Source organism: Pedobacter vanadiisoli (genome assembly GCF_042684385.1).
Taxonomy (GTDB): Bacteria; Bacteroidota; Bacteroidia; order Sphingobacteriales; family Sphingobacteriaceae; genus Pedobacter; species Pedobacter vanadiisoli.
The window spans coordinates 227,715-244,967 of the sequence record NZ_JBHULL010000043.1; the positions used below are offsets into that span (position 1 = coordinate 227,715).

The 17,253-nt window shown below is 39.4% G+C and carries 17 protein-coding genes; 7 read left to right on the plus strand and 10 right to left on the minus strand.

The genetic code is table 11. The features are described 5' to 3' along the window. Nucleotides 1-71: 71 nt before the first annotated feature. From ACFSR6_RS21090 to def, 3 genes are all read left to right on the plus strand, one after another. Nucleotides 72-524, plus strand: a complete 453-nt coding sequence (locus tag ACFSR6_RS21090) for a hypothetical protein (protein WP_379082673.1) — start codon at nucleotides 72-74, stop codon at nucleotides 522-524. A gap of 26 nt (nucleotides 525-550) precedes the next feature. After that, nucleotides 551-1,783, plus strand: a complete 1,233-nt coding sequence (locus ACFSR6_RS21095) for a M16 family metallopeptidase (protein ID WP_379082674.1) — start codon at nucleotides 551-553, stop codon at nucleotides 1,781-1,783. Between the two features lie 141 nt (nucleotides 1,784-1,924). Continuing rightward, nucleotides 1,925-2,485 carry a peptide deformylase gene (gene def, locus ACFSR6_RS21100; RefSeq protein ID WP_379082676.1) on the plus strand — a complete coding sequence of 187 codons (561 nt, stop codon included), beginning with the start codon at nucleotides 1,925-1,927 and terminating at the stop codon, nucleotides 2,483-2,485. A 183-nt stretch (nucleotides 2,486-2,668) separates the two neighbouring features. On the opposite strand, the gene ACFSR6_RS21105 is transcribed toward def, so the two are convergent. The 3 genes from ACFSR6_RS21105 to ACFSR6_RS21115 are packed head-to-tail and all read right to left on the minus strand — an operon-like array spanning nucleotide 2,669 to nucleotide 4,718. Beyond that, nucleotides 2,669-3,307 carry a peptidase associated/transthyretin-like domain-containing protein gene (locus ACFSR6_RS21105; protein ID WP_379082678.1) on the minus strand — a complete coding sequence of 213 codons (639 nt, stop codon included), beginning with the start codon at nucleotides 3,305-3,307 and terminating at the stop codon, nucleotides 2,669-2,671. Between the two features lie 53 nt (nucleotides 3,308-3,360). Beyond that, complete coding sequence (locus ACFSR6_RS21110) at nucleotides 3,361-3,606, minus strand: NifU family protein (RefSeq protein ID WP_025141622.1); 246 nt, start codon at nucleotides 3,604-3,606, stop codon at nucleotides 3,361-3,363. 35 nt (nucleotides 3,607-3,641) lie between these two features. Further along, the gene (locus tag ACFSR6_RS21115) at nucleotides 3,642-4,718 is read right to left on the minus strand and encodes an Mrp/NBP35 family ATP-binding protein (protein ID WP_379082680.1); all 1,077 of its coding nucleotides are present in this window, start codon (nucleotides 4,716-4,718) and stop codon (nucleotides 3,642-3,644) included. A 131-nt stretch (nucleotides 4,719-4,849) separates the two neighbouring features. On the opposite strand from ACFSR6_RS21115, the gene ACFSR6_RS21120 reads away from it, so the two are divergent. From ACFSR6_RS21120 to ACFSR6_RS21130, 3 genes are all read left to right on the plus strand, one after another. After that, on the plus strand, nucleotides 4,850-7,015 hold the full coding sequence (locus tag ACFSR6_RS21120) for a transglycosylase domain-containing protein (RefSeq protein WP_379082682.1): 2,166 nt from the start codon (nucleotides 4,850-4,852) through the stop codon (nucleotides 7,013-7,015). A gap of 189 nt (nucleotides 7,016-7,204) precedes the next feature. Next, a complete protein-coding gene (gene hpt / locus ACFSR6_RS21125; protein ID WP_379082684.1) occupies nucleotides 7,205-7,747 on the plus strand; it encodes a hypoxanthine phosphoribosyltransferase in 543 nt (180 codons plus the stop codon). Between the two features lie 55 nt (nucleotides 7,748-7,802). Further along, nucleotides 7,803-8,462: a phosphatidylserine decarboxylase family protein gene (locus tag ACFSR6_RS21130; RefSeq protein WP_108197006.1), complete on the plus strand. Its 660-nt coding sequence runs from the start codon at nucleotides 7,803-7,805 to the stop codon at nucleotides 8,460-8,462. Between the two features lie 326 nt (nucleotides 8,463-8,788). Here the strand turns inward: ACFSR6_RS21130 and ACFSR6_RS21135 are convergent, their stop codons facing one another. The 6 genes from ACFSR6_RS21135 to ACFSR6_RS21160 form a co-directional block, all read right to left on the minus strand. After that, nucleotides 8,789-9,964 carry a mechanosensitive ion channel family protein gene (locus ACFSR6_RS21135; RefSeq protein ID WP_379082686.1) on the minus strand — a complete coding sequence of 392 codons (1,176 nt, stop codon included), beginning with the start codon at nucleotides 9,962-9,964 and terminating at the stop codon, nucleotides 8,789-8,791. 70 nt (nucleotides 9,965-10,034) lie between these two features. Beyond that, complete coding sequence (gene rplS, locus ACFSR6_RS21140; RefSeq protein WP_183766670.1) at nucleotides 10,035-10,382, minus strand: 50S ribosomal protein L19; 348 nt, start codon at nucleotides 10,380-10,382, stop codon at nucleotides 10,035-10,037. A 138-nt stretch (nucleotides 10,383-10,520) separates the two neighbouring features. Continuing rightward, nucleotides 10,521-11,195 (minus strand): tRNA (guanosine(37)-N1)-methyltransferase TrmD, encoded by a 675-nt coding sequence (trmD, locus tag ACFSR6_RS21145; protein ID WP_343522674.1) that lies wholly within the window; start codon nucleotides 11,193-11,195, stop codon nucleotides 10,521-10,523. Nucleotides 11,196-11,371: 176 nt separating this feature from the next. After that, nucleotides 11,372-11,971, minus strand: coding sequence for a hypothetical protein (locus ACFSR6_RS21150; RefSeq protein WP_379082688.1), 600 nt, complete (start codon nucleotides 11,969-11,971; stop codon nucleotides 11,372-11,374). A 43-nt stretch (nucleotides 11,972-12,014) separates the two neighbouring features. After that, complete coding sequence (gene rimM, locus ACFSR6_RS21155; protein WP_379082690.1) at nucleotides 12,015-12,542, minus strand: ribosome maturation factor RimM; 528 nt, start codon at nucleotides 12,540-12,542, stop codon at nucleotides 12,015-12,017. Between the two features lie 307 nt (nucleotides 12,543-12,849). Beyond that, on the minus strand, nucleotides 12,850-13,410 hold the full coding sequence (locus ACFSR6_RS21160) for a 30S ribosomal protein S16 (protein WP_379082693.1): 561 nt from the start codon (nucleotides 13,408-13,410) through the stop codon (nucleotides 12,850-12,852). Between the two features lie 143 nt (nucleotides 13,411-13,553). Between ACFSR6_RS21160 and ACFSR6_RS21165 the strand changes: the two genes are divergently transcribed. Next, complete coding sequence (locus ACFSR6_RS21165) at nucleotides 13,554-14,075, plus strand: 5' nucleotidase, NT5C type (RefSeq protein WP_379082695.1); 522 nt, start codon at nucleotides 13,554-13,556, stop codon at nucleotides 14,073-14,075. Between the two features lie 45 nt (nucleotides 14,076-14,120). Here ACFSR6_RS21165 and ACFSR6_RS21170 read toward each other — a convergent pair whose 3' ends face one another. Further along, nucleotides 14,121-17,156: a VIT domain-containing protein gene (locus ACFSR6_RS21170; RefSeq protein ID WP_379082697.1), complete on the minus strand. Its 3,036-nt coding sequence runs from the start codon at nucleotides 17,154-17,156 to the stop codon at nucleotides 14,121-14,123. Between the last annotated feature and the right edge of the window lie 97 nt (nucleotides 17,157-17,253).

Consider the following 17,253-nt stretch of genomic DNA (forward strand, 5'->3'; position numbering starts at 1 on the left):
CTGTGTCGAATAACTTTCCGATAATGTTTCGACAGGCTCAACATGACACTTTTATTAACTTCGTATTCAGCATGAACACCAAACTAAAAACACTACAGATTATCCATCTTGCATTATGCTCGGGCGTTTTCCTATTTGCATTGGTAACTGTTTTCCTTAACCGCGAAACCATGTTCTTTGATGCCAATCCGCAAACTACCTCACCTTTTAATCCAATATTTCCGATTATGGGGCTGATCACCATATCTGCAAGCATCTTCTTTTTCAGGAATTTAATTGCTAAAATAGACAAATCTGCCACGGCCGATACCAAGATCAATATGTATCAAAGTGCCTTCATCATCAGTTCGGCGCTTTTAGAAGGAGGAGCACTTTTTAATATTGTAGGCTTTTTCATGACACGTAATTCCTTCTTTTTGATTTTTGGGCTTGCTAATTTTATCTTTTTAGTCTTAAAAAGGCCAACCAAGGATAAATTGATTTCCGCTTTACAATTGCAATACCCCGATACAGAGGCTTTGTAAGCAATTAGCCTTATCTTTGCCCCTCAATGGAATACAATGTTCACACCCTGCCAAACGGCATACGCTTACTGCATGTGCCTTCGGCTTCCGCCATATCGCACGCTTGCATCATTATTAATACCGGATCGCGCGACGAACCCGCGAATAAAGCCGGCCTGGCACATTTCATCGAACATTTAATTTTTAAGCGGACCGAAAAACGCAGTACCAACCAGATTTTAAACCGTTTAGAAAGTGTTGGGGCCGACTTAAACGCCTACACCACTAAAGAATATACTTGTGTTCATGCCTCTTTTTTAAATCCATATCTCGACCGGACATTAGACCTGTTTAACGATATCGTATTCCATTCTACTTTCCCTGAGGAAGAAATGGAGAAGGAAAAAAGTGTGATTTTGGATGAAATTTCTTCTTATCTCGATCAGCCGGAAGAAGCAATAAACGACGATTTCGAAGATATGCTTTTCGCCGGGCACCCGCTTGGTAATAATATCCTGGGTACTACAGATTCTGTTCAGGCTTTTACCCGCGAGGATGTGATCAATTTCAGGAAAGCGAATTATCGCACAAATGAAATTGTAATTGCTGTTTTAGGAAACTATACATTAAACAGCATCATCAACAAAGGGAACAAACATTTTGCCGATGTTGAGGCGAACAACCCGCAGAAAAACCGGACTAAACCCCTCATTCTTGCATCAGGCAATACCACCATTTATAAACCAATTATGCAGGCACACTGCATTTTGGGTACGCAGGCTTATTCTACTCATCAACCGCAGAAAGCTGCACTGATGCTGCTCAATAACTACTTTGGTGGCAATGGCATGAGCTCTGTTTTAAACCTGCAGATCAGGGAAAAATACGGCATCGCTTATACCATTGAATCAAATTTTTCTCCCCTAAGCGATACAGGCATTTTTACCATTTATTTCGGAACAGATAGGGAAAAACAGGCCAGGGCACTCTCCTTAATCTTTAAAGAGATTAAAAAACTAAGAGAAAAACCGCTGAATGAACTGCAATTACAAAAGGCCAAAAACAAATTTATCGGGCAAATCGCCTTAAGCGAAGAGAACCGGATCGGCTTAGTTATTTCGATGGCCAAAAGCCTGATCGATCACGGTAAAATAGATTCTTTAAGCACCGTTTTTGAAAAAATCAATGCGGTTACACCACTTCAAATGGCCGATGTAGTTAATGAAGTGCTCGATATTGAACAACTGAATATCTTTACTTTCTGTCCAATAGAGGAATAATTGCTATTTTTGTAGTTTAAATTTTTATTTGTCAGCCTGAGCCTGTCAAAGGGCTTAACACTGGGCCTTCAACAGGCTTATACTGACAACATTTTGCAACAATTAATGAGCTCAGACCCAGATCTGAAAAAATACAATACGATGAAATTACCCATAGTAGCTTACGGAGATCCTGTTTTAAAAAAGGTAGGAACTGAAATTGATAAAGATTATCCCGAATTAAATCAATTAATCAGCGATATGTTCGACACCATGTACAATGCCAGCGGCGTTGGTCTGGCGGCCCCTCAAATTGGCTTACCTATCCGCTTATTTATTGTTGATACCGGTGAAGATGAAGACGGAAATCCTGGTTATAAAAAAGTATTCATCAATGCCGAAATTTTGGAAGAAAGCGGCGAGCCGTGGGCTTTTAATGAAGGTTGTTTAAGTATCCCCGACATCCGGGAAAACATTATGCGTAAACCGAACATCAAGATTACCTATTTCGATGAAAACTGGGTAAAGCATACCGATGATGTTGACGGAATGCCTGCGCGCGTAATTCAGCACGAATACGACCATATCGAAGGCAAATTATTTACAGATAAAGTAAGTGTATTACGCAAAACCATGCTGAAAAGTAAACTGGATGCAATTTCGAAAGGAAATATCAAAACAGATTACAAAATGAAGTTTCCGAATAAAAGCAAGAAAAGATAGGTTTGATGGAAGATGTATGAGGGAAAATGGAAACTTTTTCCCTTTTTTTATTTCTGCAATTACAGGCCGTCCTGGTTCGTATCTCCACAAACCTACCACCATCAAGATACTGAAATAAATTGTGAATGACTATTGCACAGCTGGAGTTCTCAAGACTCATGTCTGCGAACTTAAGAATACATACTAATTATTACCCCTGCTTTTGTCTCCATCGAAGATCTGCTGCATCAGCTTACCCCAGGCAAAAGGATTAAGCAACGGATTGGTTTGCACCATGTTCTTATTAATCATCCTGTCGAAATTATAGCGGTAATTCTGGCTGCCAATTTCCTGTCCGTCGCGTGGAAGTGTTTGGATCAAGCCATCAATTGATGATCTCGAAAGGTTCTTTTTGGCAATAGCCATATCGTCATCTGCCAGTTTCATCGATAAAAACTCGCGGGTAAACTCTTCTGTAGTAGCCCATGGGAAAACGCGCACCGACGGTAAATCGATCACATTTGCTTTCAATTTAACCATAATAGTGTATTTACTATCAGGTGTACTTTGTGGTATTACGGTTGAAAACTTTTTGTACCCTATAGCAGTAAAGAGGATGGTATCGCCAGGGTTAACAATAAAGGTAAAATATCCCCTGTAATCGGCACCAACCCTTTTACTTTTAGCTGAAAGATTGGTGATGGTTACATAAGGTATTACATTCGAGCTATCGATATCGGTAATAATCCCTGAAAACTGGATGAGTTTATCCTGTGCCGGTTTTTGTTGTGCAAAAGCGGTTATGGAAAAAATTAGACAAATCAGGGCAATACAATATCTCATTAAGACAAAAGTAATTTTTAAAATAAAACTTTCTAGTTAAATAGTGTTAAAGCTTACTCTTGCTCTGCCATGTTTACGGCAACAACCGAAGTGATCTGTGGAACAGCCTTCATAATTGCCTGTTCAATACCTGATTTCATGGTCATGAAACTCATCGGACAAGAGCCACAATTACCCAGAAGCTTAAGTTTTACCGTTCCTTCAGATGTAATTTCTTCAACAGAAACATCACCTCCGTCGGCCTTTAAATATGGCCTGATGGTTTCCAATGCCTGTTCTACTTGTTCTGTTAAATTCATTATGTATTTTTTAAGGTTATAAAAATAGTAATTTTTTAGCAATTCACCATTTGCGCATTGTTGATGGAAATCTGCTGTGCAATCTTACTGGCAATATCGCCAAATATGCCATCCAACAAAGGATTTTGGTTCAGGGCTACCGGTTTTCCGTTATCACCAGCCTCCGAAATGCTTTGTATAATCGGAATTTCGCCCAAAAACGGTACATCAAAACGTGCAGCAAGCTCTGTTCCACCGCCTTTTCCGAAAATATAATATTTATTTTCAGGTAATTCTGCAGGTGTAAAATACGACATGTTTTCAATAACACCTAAAATCGGGATATTAATTCCTGGCATTCTGAACATTGCTAAGCCTTTATGCGTATCGGCCAAAGCAACCTGTTGCGGTGTGGTAACCACAACAGCCCCAGAAACCGGGAAACTCTGTGTAATGGTAATGTGTATATCGCCTGTTCCAGGAGGAAGATCGACAATTAAATAGTCAAGTTCTCCCCAATTGGTATCGTTAAAAAGTTGTTTTACCGCATTTGAAGCCATCGGTCCTCGCCATGGCACCGGTTGACCAGGGTCGGCAAAAAAGCCAAGTGATAATAATTTAATGCCGTACTTTTCGATCGGTAAAATTTTGGTTTTCCCATCGGCAGTTTCTTCAGCACCAGGTTTTGCATCAACCAGATCGAACATCGTAGGCACTGATGGCCCATAAATGTCGGCATCAATAAGGCCAACCTTGGCGCCATCTTTGGCCAATACCACAGCAAGGTTACTTGATACGGTAGATTTTCCTACACCGCCCTTCCCTGATGAAACCAAAATGATGTTTTTGATGTTATCTAACGAAGATGAATTGGCTGGCTGGGTAACCCTCGAAGTTACATTGATTACTACTTCTGCCGTTGACGACACAAAATGCTTAATGGCATTTGTACAGGCGTTTTTGAGCATATCCTTCATCGGGCATGCCGGGGTAGTAAGTTCCAATGTAAAAGTAACTTGGTTATCTGTTATCTGTAAATCCTTAATCATGTTTAAGGTCACCAGATCTTTTTTAAGATCAGGATCTTCTACATTTTTAAGCGCATCTAAAACTTGTTGCGGGCTAATCTGCATTATATTAATTTAAATTCAAAATTAACAAAACATAGCCATAAATACTTTTATTTAGGCTTTTAAACTGTAATTTTAACACGAAATAAACATTTATTTGTTACGTTTAAGCAATTAACCATTTTAACGACTTTATGCAAATACCAAAAATTAAGATACCCAAAAAATATTTGAAAATCGGAGCCTGGGTTTTAGGTGTTTTTTTAGTTGTTTGTATTGCATTAGGAGCTGTAGCTTATAGCAAAAGGGAAGCGCTCCTCAAAAAAATGGTAACCAGGGCAATTGCCAAAGCCGACAAAGACTATGGTTTGGAAGTTAAAATCGGATCTGCGGGATTTACGGGCCTAAGCACCGTAAAAATGACTAATATCTCTGTTGTCCCAAAACAGCGCGATACGCTTTCAAACATCAACGAATTGAGCGTAAGCGTAAAGCTTTTTCCACTTATTTTTGGCAATGTAAAACTTTCGGAAGTTAAACTTAAAGAAGGTTTTGTAAGTGTAGTGCTTAAAGATTCGACCACCAATATCGATTTTATTTTAAAAAGAAAGAAAAAAGACAGTACCGAAACTAAAGGGAAGGTTAACCTATCAGAAATAGCCAGCAACATCTTAAACCAGGTTTTATACAAAATACCTGATGACATGGATATGCAAAACATGATTTTTAAGCTGAATGATCATGATACTGCTAAGTTGAGCTTTTCTACCATGGCTACAATTAATAATGGCGACCTTAAATCGGCCATAAGTGTAAACAATGGCGAATCTACCTGGCATGTGGATGGCTATGTAAATCCCGGAAGCAAAGAATTACGTTTTACGGCCTATGCTGATGGCAAAAAACTCGAATTACCCTACCTGAACAATAAACTCCACGCAAAAATCTGTTTCGATACTTTGCAAACAGAGCTTAAAAATGCAAAATACAGTGGTGATGATTATAAAATATCGGGCTCTTGGTCGGTAAAAAATATGCTCATTAACCAACCACGTATTGCTTCAAACGACATTATTGTGCAAAGCGCAAAACTGGATGCCGATATTTTGGTCGGACAAAATTATATTGCACTTGATAGCTCATCAACAGCCTATTTAAAAAATGCACAGATACATCCTTTTATTAAATATACCTTAGGTAAAAATAAGATATACGAATTAAAATTAAACGCCGAAGAACAGGATGCCCAAAGCATTTTAGATGCCTTTCCTCAAGGCCTGTTCGAATCGTTAGAGGGATTAAAAGTACAGGGTAAGGTTAAATACAACCTCAGGTTTTACCTGGATACCAAAGTACCCGATAGTGTACGTTTCAACTCTACATTAACACCGGTTAATTTTAAAATTGTACAGTGGGGCAAAACCAACCTCCAAAAAATAAACAGCACCTTCATATACACACCGTACGAGTATGGTAAACCGATGCGCGATATTACCATTGGTCCGTCCAATCCGAATTTTACACCTTTATCGGCCATTTCAAAAAATTTCATCAATGCCGTTTTAACTGCAGAAGATCCTTCTTTTTTTACGCATAATGGTTTTGTAGAAGAATCTATCCGTAAATCTATTGCGGTAAATTTTAAAGAAAAGAAATTTAAACGTGGTGGCAGTACCATCAGCATGCAGCTGGTTAAAAATGTGTATTTAAGCCGTCAGAAAACCTTGGCCCGTAAAGCCGAGGAGATTTTGATTGTTTGGTTAATCGAACATAACCACCTGATCAGCAAACAACGGATGCTGGAAGTATACTTCAACATTATGGAACTTGGCCAGAACATTTACGGGATAGGGGAGGCATCAAGGTATTATTTCGGAAAACAACCTGCCGATTTAACCATTGGAGATGGATTATTCCTGGCCAGTATAGTGCCTAAGCCAAAAGCATCGATGTATAAGTTTATGGCCGATGGTAGCCTGAAACCTTATATGTTCAACTATTTCAGGTTTATGGGAAATATTATGGCCAGAAAGGGTTTAATTGCCAGTGATACATCCGGCTATGGTTTTTACAATGTACGCCTAAGAGAAGGATTACGCCGGTATTTAGCACCAGATACGGCTGTAGTTGATACCACTGCCTTTGATGATGATGGCGATGGTTTGCCGGTTGTTATTGTACCCGATAAAAATAAAAGCTTTTTTGAGCGGCTTTTTGGCGGCAGATCTAAAAAAGACACTGTCACAAACAAACAACCAGCAAACCAGCCTGATAGCACCAAAACCAAAAAGCAATTAAGACAGGAACGCAGGGAAGAGCGCAGACGACAAAGGGAACTGGAAAAGAGCCTACAGCAATAGTTTGGAGTTGGGGATTCGGAGTCGAGCTTACCGTTTGCGATTTTCAGTTAACTATTCACAGTTGGACGAGCTGTTCAAACAATTAACCAGTTAACCAATTTAAACGATTAATCATCTTCGCCAACAATAAAACAATACAGCTATTAATAACATGACAACTTTCAAACATCAAAACCATTTAACAGCAGCATGCATAAAATAAAAGTAGAGGATAAAGAGTTCGAGATATTTTTAGAAAACGACACCCTAAACAAACGGATCCGGTTACTGGGTATCCAGATGAATGTTGATTATGAAGGGAAATGCCCTTTATTTATCGGTATACTAAACGGCAGCTTTTTATTTATGGCTGATCTGATCAAAGAAATAAACGTACCCTGCGAAGTTACTTTTATGCGTGTGGCCTCCTACGAAGGCTCTTCAAGCTCCGGAAAGGTGAAAGAACTGATCGGCCTTCCTGAAAATATTGAGGGGAGGGATATTATCATTGTAGAAGATATTGTAGATACCGGACTTACCCTGACCCATATTTTAAAAACAATTAAAGAAAAAAAACCGGCATCAATTAAAGTGGCTTCTCTTTTACTTAAACCTGGCGCCCTGAAATACGATATTGAAGAGCTGGAATATGTTGGTTTTGAAATACCTAACGAGTTTGTGGTCGGTTATGGCTTAGATTATAATGGCCTTGGCAGAAATCTGACTGATATTTACAGAGCAACAGGCGCATAATTTTTAAATTGGATTAATTTATTTTTCGCACCTTTGCCCAATAATTTTTAACACAATGACCATACACAAAGAAGGTTACACCACCATTGCCTTAAGCATCTTGTTTATTTTCGTAATCAACGCCGTTGTTGATTATAAATATCACGATATTACCTGGTTACGCTGGTTTATTTATATTTTTTCAGCTGCATTATTCATCATTGTATTGCAGTTTTTCCGTAACCCAAGCCGCAGCTTTTCTTCAGGAGAAAACCTGGTGATCTGCCCTGCAGATGGTAAAGTTGTCGTAATTGAAGAAACCGAAGAAGGCGAATATTTTAAAGATAAACGCTTACAGGTATCCATTTTCATGTCGCCAATAAACGTGCACATCAATCGTAATCCCATCTCAGGAGTAGTTAAATTTTTCAAATACCACCCAGGTAAATACCTCGCGGCGTGGAACCCTAAATCATCCACCGAAAACGAACGTACAACCACGGTTGTAGAGCATAAAAATGGTACGCCGGTATTATTCCGTCAAATTGCAGGAGCTTTAGCCCGCAGGATTGTATGGTATGTAAAAGAAGGCGATCAGGTGGTACAAACAGAACAGTTCGGTTTCATCAAATTCGGATCGAGAGTGGATGTTTTTCTTCCGGTGGGTACCAAGGTAAACGTAGAACTTAACCAGGTTGTAAAAGGCGGGATTACAACCTTAGCTACCTTAAGTTAAAAGAAAAATACAATTATAATAAAAGCCGATTTAGTTTATACTAAGTCGGCTTTTTGATTATAGCGCACCTCTTTTCGAGATTTCTTAGCTGTTTGTGAGAACACAGACCGCGGAAATCAAAATTACATATTCCGTTATCTGTGAGACACCAATGTTATTAAATTAACATCCCCCGTTGTCAGTCTGAGCTTGTCGAAGACCTTAAATACGAAAAACCTAAAAAAGATTGTCCTTCGACAGGCTCAGGATGACATCCTTTTGGTTTTCCTACAAAATAAAAATATTGAGTAAGACACCGGATGCATGATCTCGGCACTTAACAGCTTTTAATCCGTAGTATCATTGCCCACTTCTTTTTCCGAAGTATTGCTAGCCGGCCTGTCGCTGATCAAACGTTGTGTCGGGTAGGCAAAATCTGATTTATTCCGGATCACAATATCCATAATTTCCAGGTTGATTTCCTGCCTGATTTTAAGGAAATCAGTATAATTAAGTATGGTTACAAAATAATTGATTTCAACATTTAATCCCGAATCACCAAAGCTTTTAAAAGAAGCATTGCCATCGTTGCTGGTACCTTCGTGATTATTGATATAACTTTCAATTTCGGTAATAATTTTTCTTAACGAATCGGAACTGGTTTCGTAAGTAAGTCCGATCACAAATGACACCTTACGTGAATTTCTTAACGAAAGATTTTCTAAAACGCCGTCTATCATACCTCTATTCGGTAGGGTAGCCATGGTTTTTTCCGAAGTCCTGATCCTGGTACTCCTAAAGCCTACCTTTTCTACTGTTCCCTCCACACCATCAACTTTTACGAGGTCGCCAACGGTAAAAGGCTTGTCCAGAAAGATTGTAAAAGAGCCGATCAGGTTCTCTAAACTCTCTTTAGCCGCCAAAGCAATGGCGATACCTCCAATACCCAATCCGGTAATGAGCGTTAATACATTTACCTCGAAAACAAAACCTAAAAGGGTAAAAAAACCGATAAAGATTACTATTGTTTTAAACAGCTCTTTTAAAAAGGGTACCAATTGATCATCGGCTTTATTATCCGTAAGCGAAGCTTTATAGAGCAGCACATGGCTAATGAAGTCGATTATTCTTAAAATAATCCAAAAGATTGATAGGATAATGCCAAATAGAAATATCCGGTCTATACAATCGCCTATTGTTACCGGTATCATCTCTTTAACCTTTCCGATTAATTTGCTGTAATGGAATACAGGCACCTCTAAGGGGTGTTTTAACTGGTTGATTGAAAGGTAAAGGGTAGTTAACAGAATAAAAACCTCAATGGGCTTTACCAATAAGGCAACGAAAGCATCATTATGTGATTGATTGGAAAAGTTCCTGAAAAGCTTAAACAGCAACCTGCTTAACAGTTTAGAAACGATATTCTTAAAAACTAAGCCTAAAAAAAGTATGCCTCCGAAAAGGAAATAAGCCTTTACGGTGTTGCCCCAAAATACTTGGTTGAAAAAAGAAGAATCTAACATTTAACAAAGGTATAAACAAAAAAACCTCCACGAAATTAATCGTGAAGGCTATATCTTATAATAAAGAATATTATTTTCTTAAAGATTTGATACGGGCAGCTTTACCAGTTAAAGCACGTAAATAGAACAATTTCGCTCTACGAACCTTACCAAAGCTATTTACTTCTACTTTCTCGATGTTTGGAGAACTAAAAGGGAAAATACGTTCAACACCAACGCCGTTGCTCATTTTACGAACGGTGAAAGTTTCATTAGCACCTGCACTGTTACGTTGTATTACAACACCCTGGTAAATTTGAACACGTTCTTTATTACCTTCGCGAATTTTATAGTGTACGCTCACTGTATCGCCAGACTTGAACGCAGGAAAATCTTTTTTCGCGATGGCCTGCTCTTCAACAAATTTTACTAAATCCATGATTTTAAGCTATTAAACCAACTTTCTTTACCTTGAAAATCGGATTGCAATATTAGGGATTTTTTTTGATATAAAAAAACCTATTTTAATTTTTTCCACAATCTTTGCGAATTCCACATTGGATTGTGCTAAATGCTTCTATTCCAAAAGATCAGGACGACGGATTTTGGTCCGCTCCAAGGCCTGTTCGTGTCTCCATTCGTTCACTTTGGCTTCGTGCCCGCTCAATAAAACATCAGGAACTTTATGTCCGCGCCAATCCGCCGGACGGGTATAAACCGGGGCATCAAGCAATTCGCCCTGAAAACTGTCTGACAGTGCAGAGGTTTCATCATTCAAAACACCTGGGATTAAACGTACTACGGCATCAACCACAATCGCTGCAGGCAGCTCTCCTCCGCTTAAAACATAATCGCCCACCGAAATCTCCCGGGTAACAAAGATATCGCGTATGCGCTGATCTATGCCTTTATAGTGGCCACACAAAATAATGATGTTCTTTTTAATGGAAAGCTCATTGGCCGTGCTCTGATTTAAGGTTACGCCATCAGGAGTCATGAAAATAATCTCATCGTACTCCCTTTCAGATTGAAGTTTTTCAATACAGGCCGCAAAAGGTTCAATACTCATCACCATCCCGCTGCCACCACCGTACTGATAATCATCTACACTTTTTTGCTTGTTGGTCGCATAATCACGTAAGTTATGCACTACAATTTCGGCAAGCCCCTTTTTCTGCGCACGGTGCAAAATGGAATGGGCAAAAGGACTTTCCAGCAGGGCGGGTAAAACAGTTATAATATCGAAACGCATAGCACAAAGGTAAGTCTTTAGTCTGAGTCTTTAAACCAAAGTAGATTTTTACCTGATCCCTTTTATTACTTTCAGTTCTGGCCCTTTGTCATTGATAATAACCTGCGTTTTTGGCAAAAGCTTAAAAATCCGTTTTTCTTCTTCTTTGGCTATCAGAAGACTATAGTTTGATTCCCTTAAACCGTCCACTGGTCGTGAATAACGGCAACCAGGTAATAGTTATCGTTGTATTTCTTAAAAACAAACCGCAGGCTGGTCCAATCTAAGCCCCTGTACTTTTCGTCAAAACCTTTAAAATGATATTCTGTAAAATGGAGTTGCGGGTAGGCATCTTTCAGGTTATCGATTGAATTGCCTTTGCCTATTACCGCATCATAGCTTTTCTGCGGTGCATGCAAATAATCGGCATTGTAAATAAACTGATCAATATAGGCCTTTACCCTGATTTTGATGGCCTCGCCACTTCCGTCAACATGGCCCCAGGTTAAAATCCAGTTCCGTTTTATTGCTTCAAGAAAGTCTTTGGCCAGCACTTGTTTGTGTGTAGGATCGATAAAACCATAAGGCGAGAACCGAACGCCCTCTGTGGGATGAAACAGTGCGGCAAAAGCCTCGTAATTTTTGGCTTGCAAAGCAGTTAATGCTTTCAAGCCTATCGCTTCAATTGAATCCTGCTGAGTTACCTGCTGTACTTTTGCAACCTGTATCGTTTTATTTTCTTTTCGGTTACAGCCTACTGTTAGCACTACAAGTATTAAAATAGATAAGCACCTCATACGAGGTAAAACGGAAATACCGCTTAAAAAGTTTCTATTGGGTTTATTTCTCTAAATAAACATCCAGCAGGCCTTCAGGCAAATCGACTGTTAAAATCTTTTCATCCTTATCGTATTCTACAATAAAATCTTCATTTAAGGGGAACAGGATTTCGGTTTCTTTATACATCACCGTGGCCAAAAATTGCTGCGGATACTCGTTTACTTCCAAAATTTCGCCCAATTCGCCCAAAGTTTCATCTATGGCTAAATAACCTTTAAAATCCGTATAGAAAAACTCTCCTTCTTCGCGTTCGGGCATTTTCGACAGGGGCAGGTACAATTTCTTTTTTAGTAGCGGTTGTACCTTATCGATATGATCAGCATCATCAAAGTTAAAATAACCCGTTTTATTGGCCTGCAATTTAGCCGAAGCTACGAAATAAGGTACCAATTTGCCATTCATATCGGCAAAAACCACATCAAATTCAAGCTCTTCGTATTCATCAAATTCGAAAAATACCTGAACTTCTCCTTTTAAACCTCTTGTTTTGGTAACGTACCCGATGTAAAATGCTTCTTCGTGTTTCATAATAATTTGCATTGTCATCCTTCGTGCCTACCATTGACAGATTCTATAGAAGAATCGTCCTTTCGGCTGGAGCGTGCCGATTTTTCATCGGTAGCGAAATGGAGAAATCTATAGAGACAGATTTAGCTTCGCTGAGCACTTCGTGGTTCTCGACTGCGTTGCACTCCGCTCGAAATGACGACCCGTGAGAGGGCTATCAATCATATTGATTTTTATATTATAAATTATCCCTCAGGATGACATTTTTGTTTAAAAAAATAGCGTTCCGGATTTCGGAACGCTATTTTCTTGAAACTGAATAATTAAATTATTCTGCTCCTTCTTCTTTAGTAGCTTCTGCTGCAGGAGCTTCTTCAGTTGCTTCAGCCTCAACAGCTGGTGCTTCTTCCTCCACAACCTCTTCTGCAACTGGTGCATTTTTAGCTGCGATAGCTGCTGCTTTATCTTCTTTTTTCTTAGCTTCTGCTGCTAATGCCGCTTTACGCGCATCTGCTTTTGAAGCAGCTAAACTTTCTGATTTACCAGAAATTTTACCGGCTTTGGCATCTAACCAGGCTGCAAATTTTTCATCTGCCTGCTCTTGAGTTAAAGCGCCTTTTTTAACACCACCTTCCAAGTGTTTTTTGTATAAAACACCTTTGTAAGAAAGGATAGCGCGGGCAGTATCAGTTGGTTGTGCACCACTGTTAACCCAAGCTAAAGTTTTTTCGAAGTCAATTTCGATAGTAGCAGGATTGGTGTTTGGGTTATAAGAACCTAAACGCTCAATAAATTTACCATCACGTGGAGCACGTGAATCTGCTACCACTACGTGGAAAAAAGGTTTCCCTTTTTTACCGAATCTTTGCAATCTGATTTTAGTTGCCATTTTCTCTTGTATTTATGTATTCAACATAGTTCCCGGAGCTTCATGCTGCGGGCTGCAAAGATAAGTAAAATACTGGAAATTAAAAACATAGTTTAATTTCTTTGTTTTCAGGATATTTGCGCCAAAATATTTGCAGATACTAAATGGAAAGAATTGCAATTGACATGGACGAGGTAATTGCCGATGCCCTCGGAAAATTTATTAAACTTTATAGCCGCGATTATAACGTTCCGCTCGATTTAAAAATAGAAGCCGGCAATGAAATTTATCATCATGTTCCGCAAGAAGTTAATCAAAAATGGTTCGAATATATTAACGAACCGGGTTTTTTCCGTGATATGGAAGTCATTCCGGATAGCCAGCGGGTAATTAAAGCCCTGCAGCAAAAATACGATGTCTATATTGTTTCAGCAGCAATGGAATTCCGTAACTCACTTATAGACAAATACGATTGGATGGCCGAACATTTTCCTTTTATCGACTGGCAGCACATCATGTTCTGCGGGAATAAAATTGTTGAGGCTGACATCATGATCGACGACCGTATTAAAAATTTTGTTGGATTTAAAGGCCGGCCATTGTTGTTTACCTCACCACATAACTTACTCATTACCGAATACGAACGCGTAAACACCTGGGAAGAAGTAGCTGATTTATTACTTTAATTTAATAAAGCAATAAATCAGTGTAATCCATTAATCGGCGAAATCTTAATTAAAATTAAATTCACCTACAAAATTCCCTTTCCCCTGGTTGGCTACCAGCGGCATTACAATTACCTTGCGCTGCTGTTTACCGGTTGCATATTGAGTATAAATCTCTGCGGTTACCGTTGTAGGTCCGCTGATGTTGATCTGCCGGTCGCCATAATAATTTACCTCTATCTTGTATTTGCCTTTTATGGCTTTTTTGATCATAAACTGTTCAGGGCCGTAACCCGAGGTAAAATCGTTGCTGATTCTTCCGCCTATTTTCGTCCTGGAGTTTCCATAAAATCCCTTTTCGCCGGTAGGATCGGTTAACCAGAGGTCGATATCGGTATCATTTTTATTCCAGTTGAGTACCACACGAACATCTACAGGTAGTGGCTGGATCAAACGCTTATCAATCCCCTTTGTGCTAATGCTATTGCCATATTTGGCAATTAGGTTATTCATTTCTGAAATTATAATCTCTTCAATCCCCTGATCCCTGTCGGCAATCTGAGAATTATAGCTTTGGGTAAGCACCTTGTACAGGTTATCGAGCGCCGCCTGGTACTGCCCATTATCAGCCAGGGCCAGGGCATAATCGCGATAGCTCTGCGCATCCATTGGCCGCCATTGCAAAACCTTTTGGGTAATAAAAAGCTCATCTTTATAATTACCTGTCTGTTTTAATTTATAAGCCAGGGTTTTATATAAATCGGCATTTTCGAGGTCCAAATCGGCAATATTGCTCAAAATGGTTAAAGCCCTTACACTGTCTTTCTGCTGGTAAAACCAATTGGCTACATCAAAATAGAACATGGGTGTAGAAATATATTTCGATCGCATTTTTAAATAAGCCTGGTAAGCACTGTCAGGGCTACCCACCAAATGCTTCATATAATCCTTATCGCTTTTAAATTCGGGGATCATGATAGCGGGTTGTTGCTGTGCTGGTGCCGGCGGCATCTTCAAGGCACTATTCTGATTTACCTGCACGCCCGCAAGCCTGCCCTCAAGCGCATTTGAAACATTTCCCCTTATGGTTGTGACCGCTGCTGCAACAGCGCTCTTTCGTTGGGCAGTATAGCCTACAACCACCACCTCATTGAGTTGGTTCGTTTCTTTATCTCTGCTGGCGGCTGCAGCTTGCGGCATGGGCGGAACCACCATCTCAGCTGCTTTAACAACCTCCGTTCTTGTTACATCGCCAATTGGTTCTACCAGTGCATCCCTTCGGTCGGGATCAGGGTATCTTTCTTTTTTCTTTTCCGGCCCTTTATGGTAAAAATCAGTATTCCACCAGGTTTTCAATTCCTTGGTCATGGCTATTGCAGCGTTGATCAAATCCTGCTTTTGTTCTAAAAGACTTACCCTGCGCTGTTTTAACACGGTATTATAAGCCTCTTGTAACTCTATGGGAGGGACAATATCATAACGGAGATAATCATCTAGGTTTTCTAAAACAATTAAACTGGTATTTCTGGTAACGATCCCAAATTGTTTGCTTAAAACACTGATATCATCTTTGTTTTCTTCGTATTGGACATCCATTTCAGCAATTTTCTTCTGCGCCCAAACCCGGCTCACATCGATACTGCTCAAAGTGTGTTCTGTGGCATTTAAACGAACAGCCTGCTCAGCAACTACTGTATTTCCGAAGCCGAACTGTAAAATAAATTCGGTATTAAAATCGCTCATAATGCCTGCCAGCGAAAAATGCCCGTTTACATTTACTTTCATTGAAGGGTAGGTCTGCCTGACGGTGTTCCCGTTTTTGATCCCTAAAAACTGGAGGTTCTGCTGATTTAATTGCTTAAAAGCATCATTAACAGTAGTAGAATTAAGGTTTATAAATTGTCCTCCTGTTTTTAAGGTAATGTATTTTAAAGTACTGTAATCTGCCTTTAGTGCTGTATTGATACAATGAACAGGTTTATTTAAAGCAATGGTATTTTTTCCGAAGGTAGATAAGCCATCAGTAAATAAAAGATACTCATCTGCCTGAATGTTCTTTGCATTTATCGCCCCGAAATTTGTACCCCCATCATAAACCAGATTTTTCAGTTTATCTTTTAATGCCGACCAGTTGCCGTTTGTAATAACAAAGGTTCCGGCATTTTTAAAACCATTGTTTACTAAGCCCAATTGGATGGTTAGGTTTTGTTTTTGTTTGATGATTAAATCCAGCAATGCTATCTCTTTGTCGGTATCGCGTTGAAGTCCGCTTAAAGATACATCCCAGATCAAACCGATATGATTGCCCCATTTGCGCTCCCGGTGCTCCATTTTTGGAAAAACATTGACCAAAAAGTAATAACCGGATGATGCTTTCTGCATTTGTACCTCAGGTAAATTATTTCGTTTTGGCAGGTTAATGGTCAGACCGGTTTTGGGCTGGTAATTGGTCCTGTTAATTTCGCCGATGTAGGTATTTCCATTGGCCTTTAAATCAAAACTGCCATCAGGCTGCTCACCAAGTTCCGGTTTGATAATACTTTCAAAAACGGTTGCCTTCAACGTAAATTTTTCAATGGCCTGATTATAATCTAAGGGCAGGTGATAGCGCAAAACATTAGCGCTGCTAAAATTAAGCTCTTCTTCATATCCCACAATGATGGTCCTGCTGCCATTTGCAGGCAAAGGATAAATTCTTGTACGGAAATTGTTCCCTTCAACCTTTTCCAGCAACCCCGGGTCAACCCGCCGGCGTTCAATGCTTTCGAAAACTTCAGTTGCTTTTGCCTTTTCTACAGGCACCGCTTCGCGCATTTTTCCATTGATATCCAAAGCATACCGGCTAATGCTCACTCCTTCGGGCATAGGGAAGGTAAGTTCGTCCTCTAAAATACGGTTACTGTTATTATAGAAAGTCATGGTCATCACTGTTGTGGCGATATTCCCGGTTATCTGTACATCTATATCAAGCTTTTTAAGTTTAACTGCTTCTTTTTGTTCGACCGTTTCTGCCTGCTGTACCTTTAACACAGGCATTTGTGCATTGGCTAAAAAAACAATCAATAATAGTGGTAGGACGAATAACGTTTTAGATGTGCTCATAACAATGGTTTTTAATAGTGATGCAAAAGCATTGACGATTTCATAAATTTATTTTTTAGAAATACTTAACGCTCTCGGATTTAGTACCACAAAACCC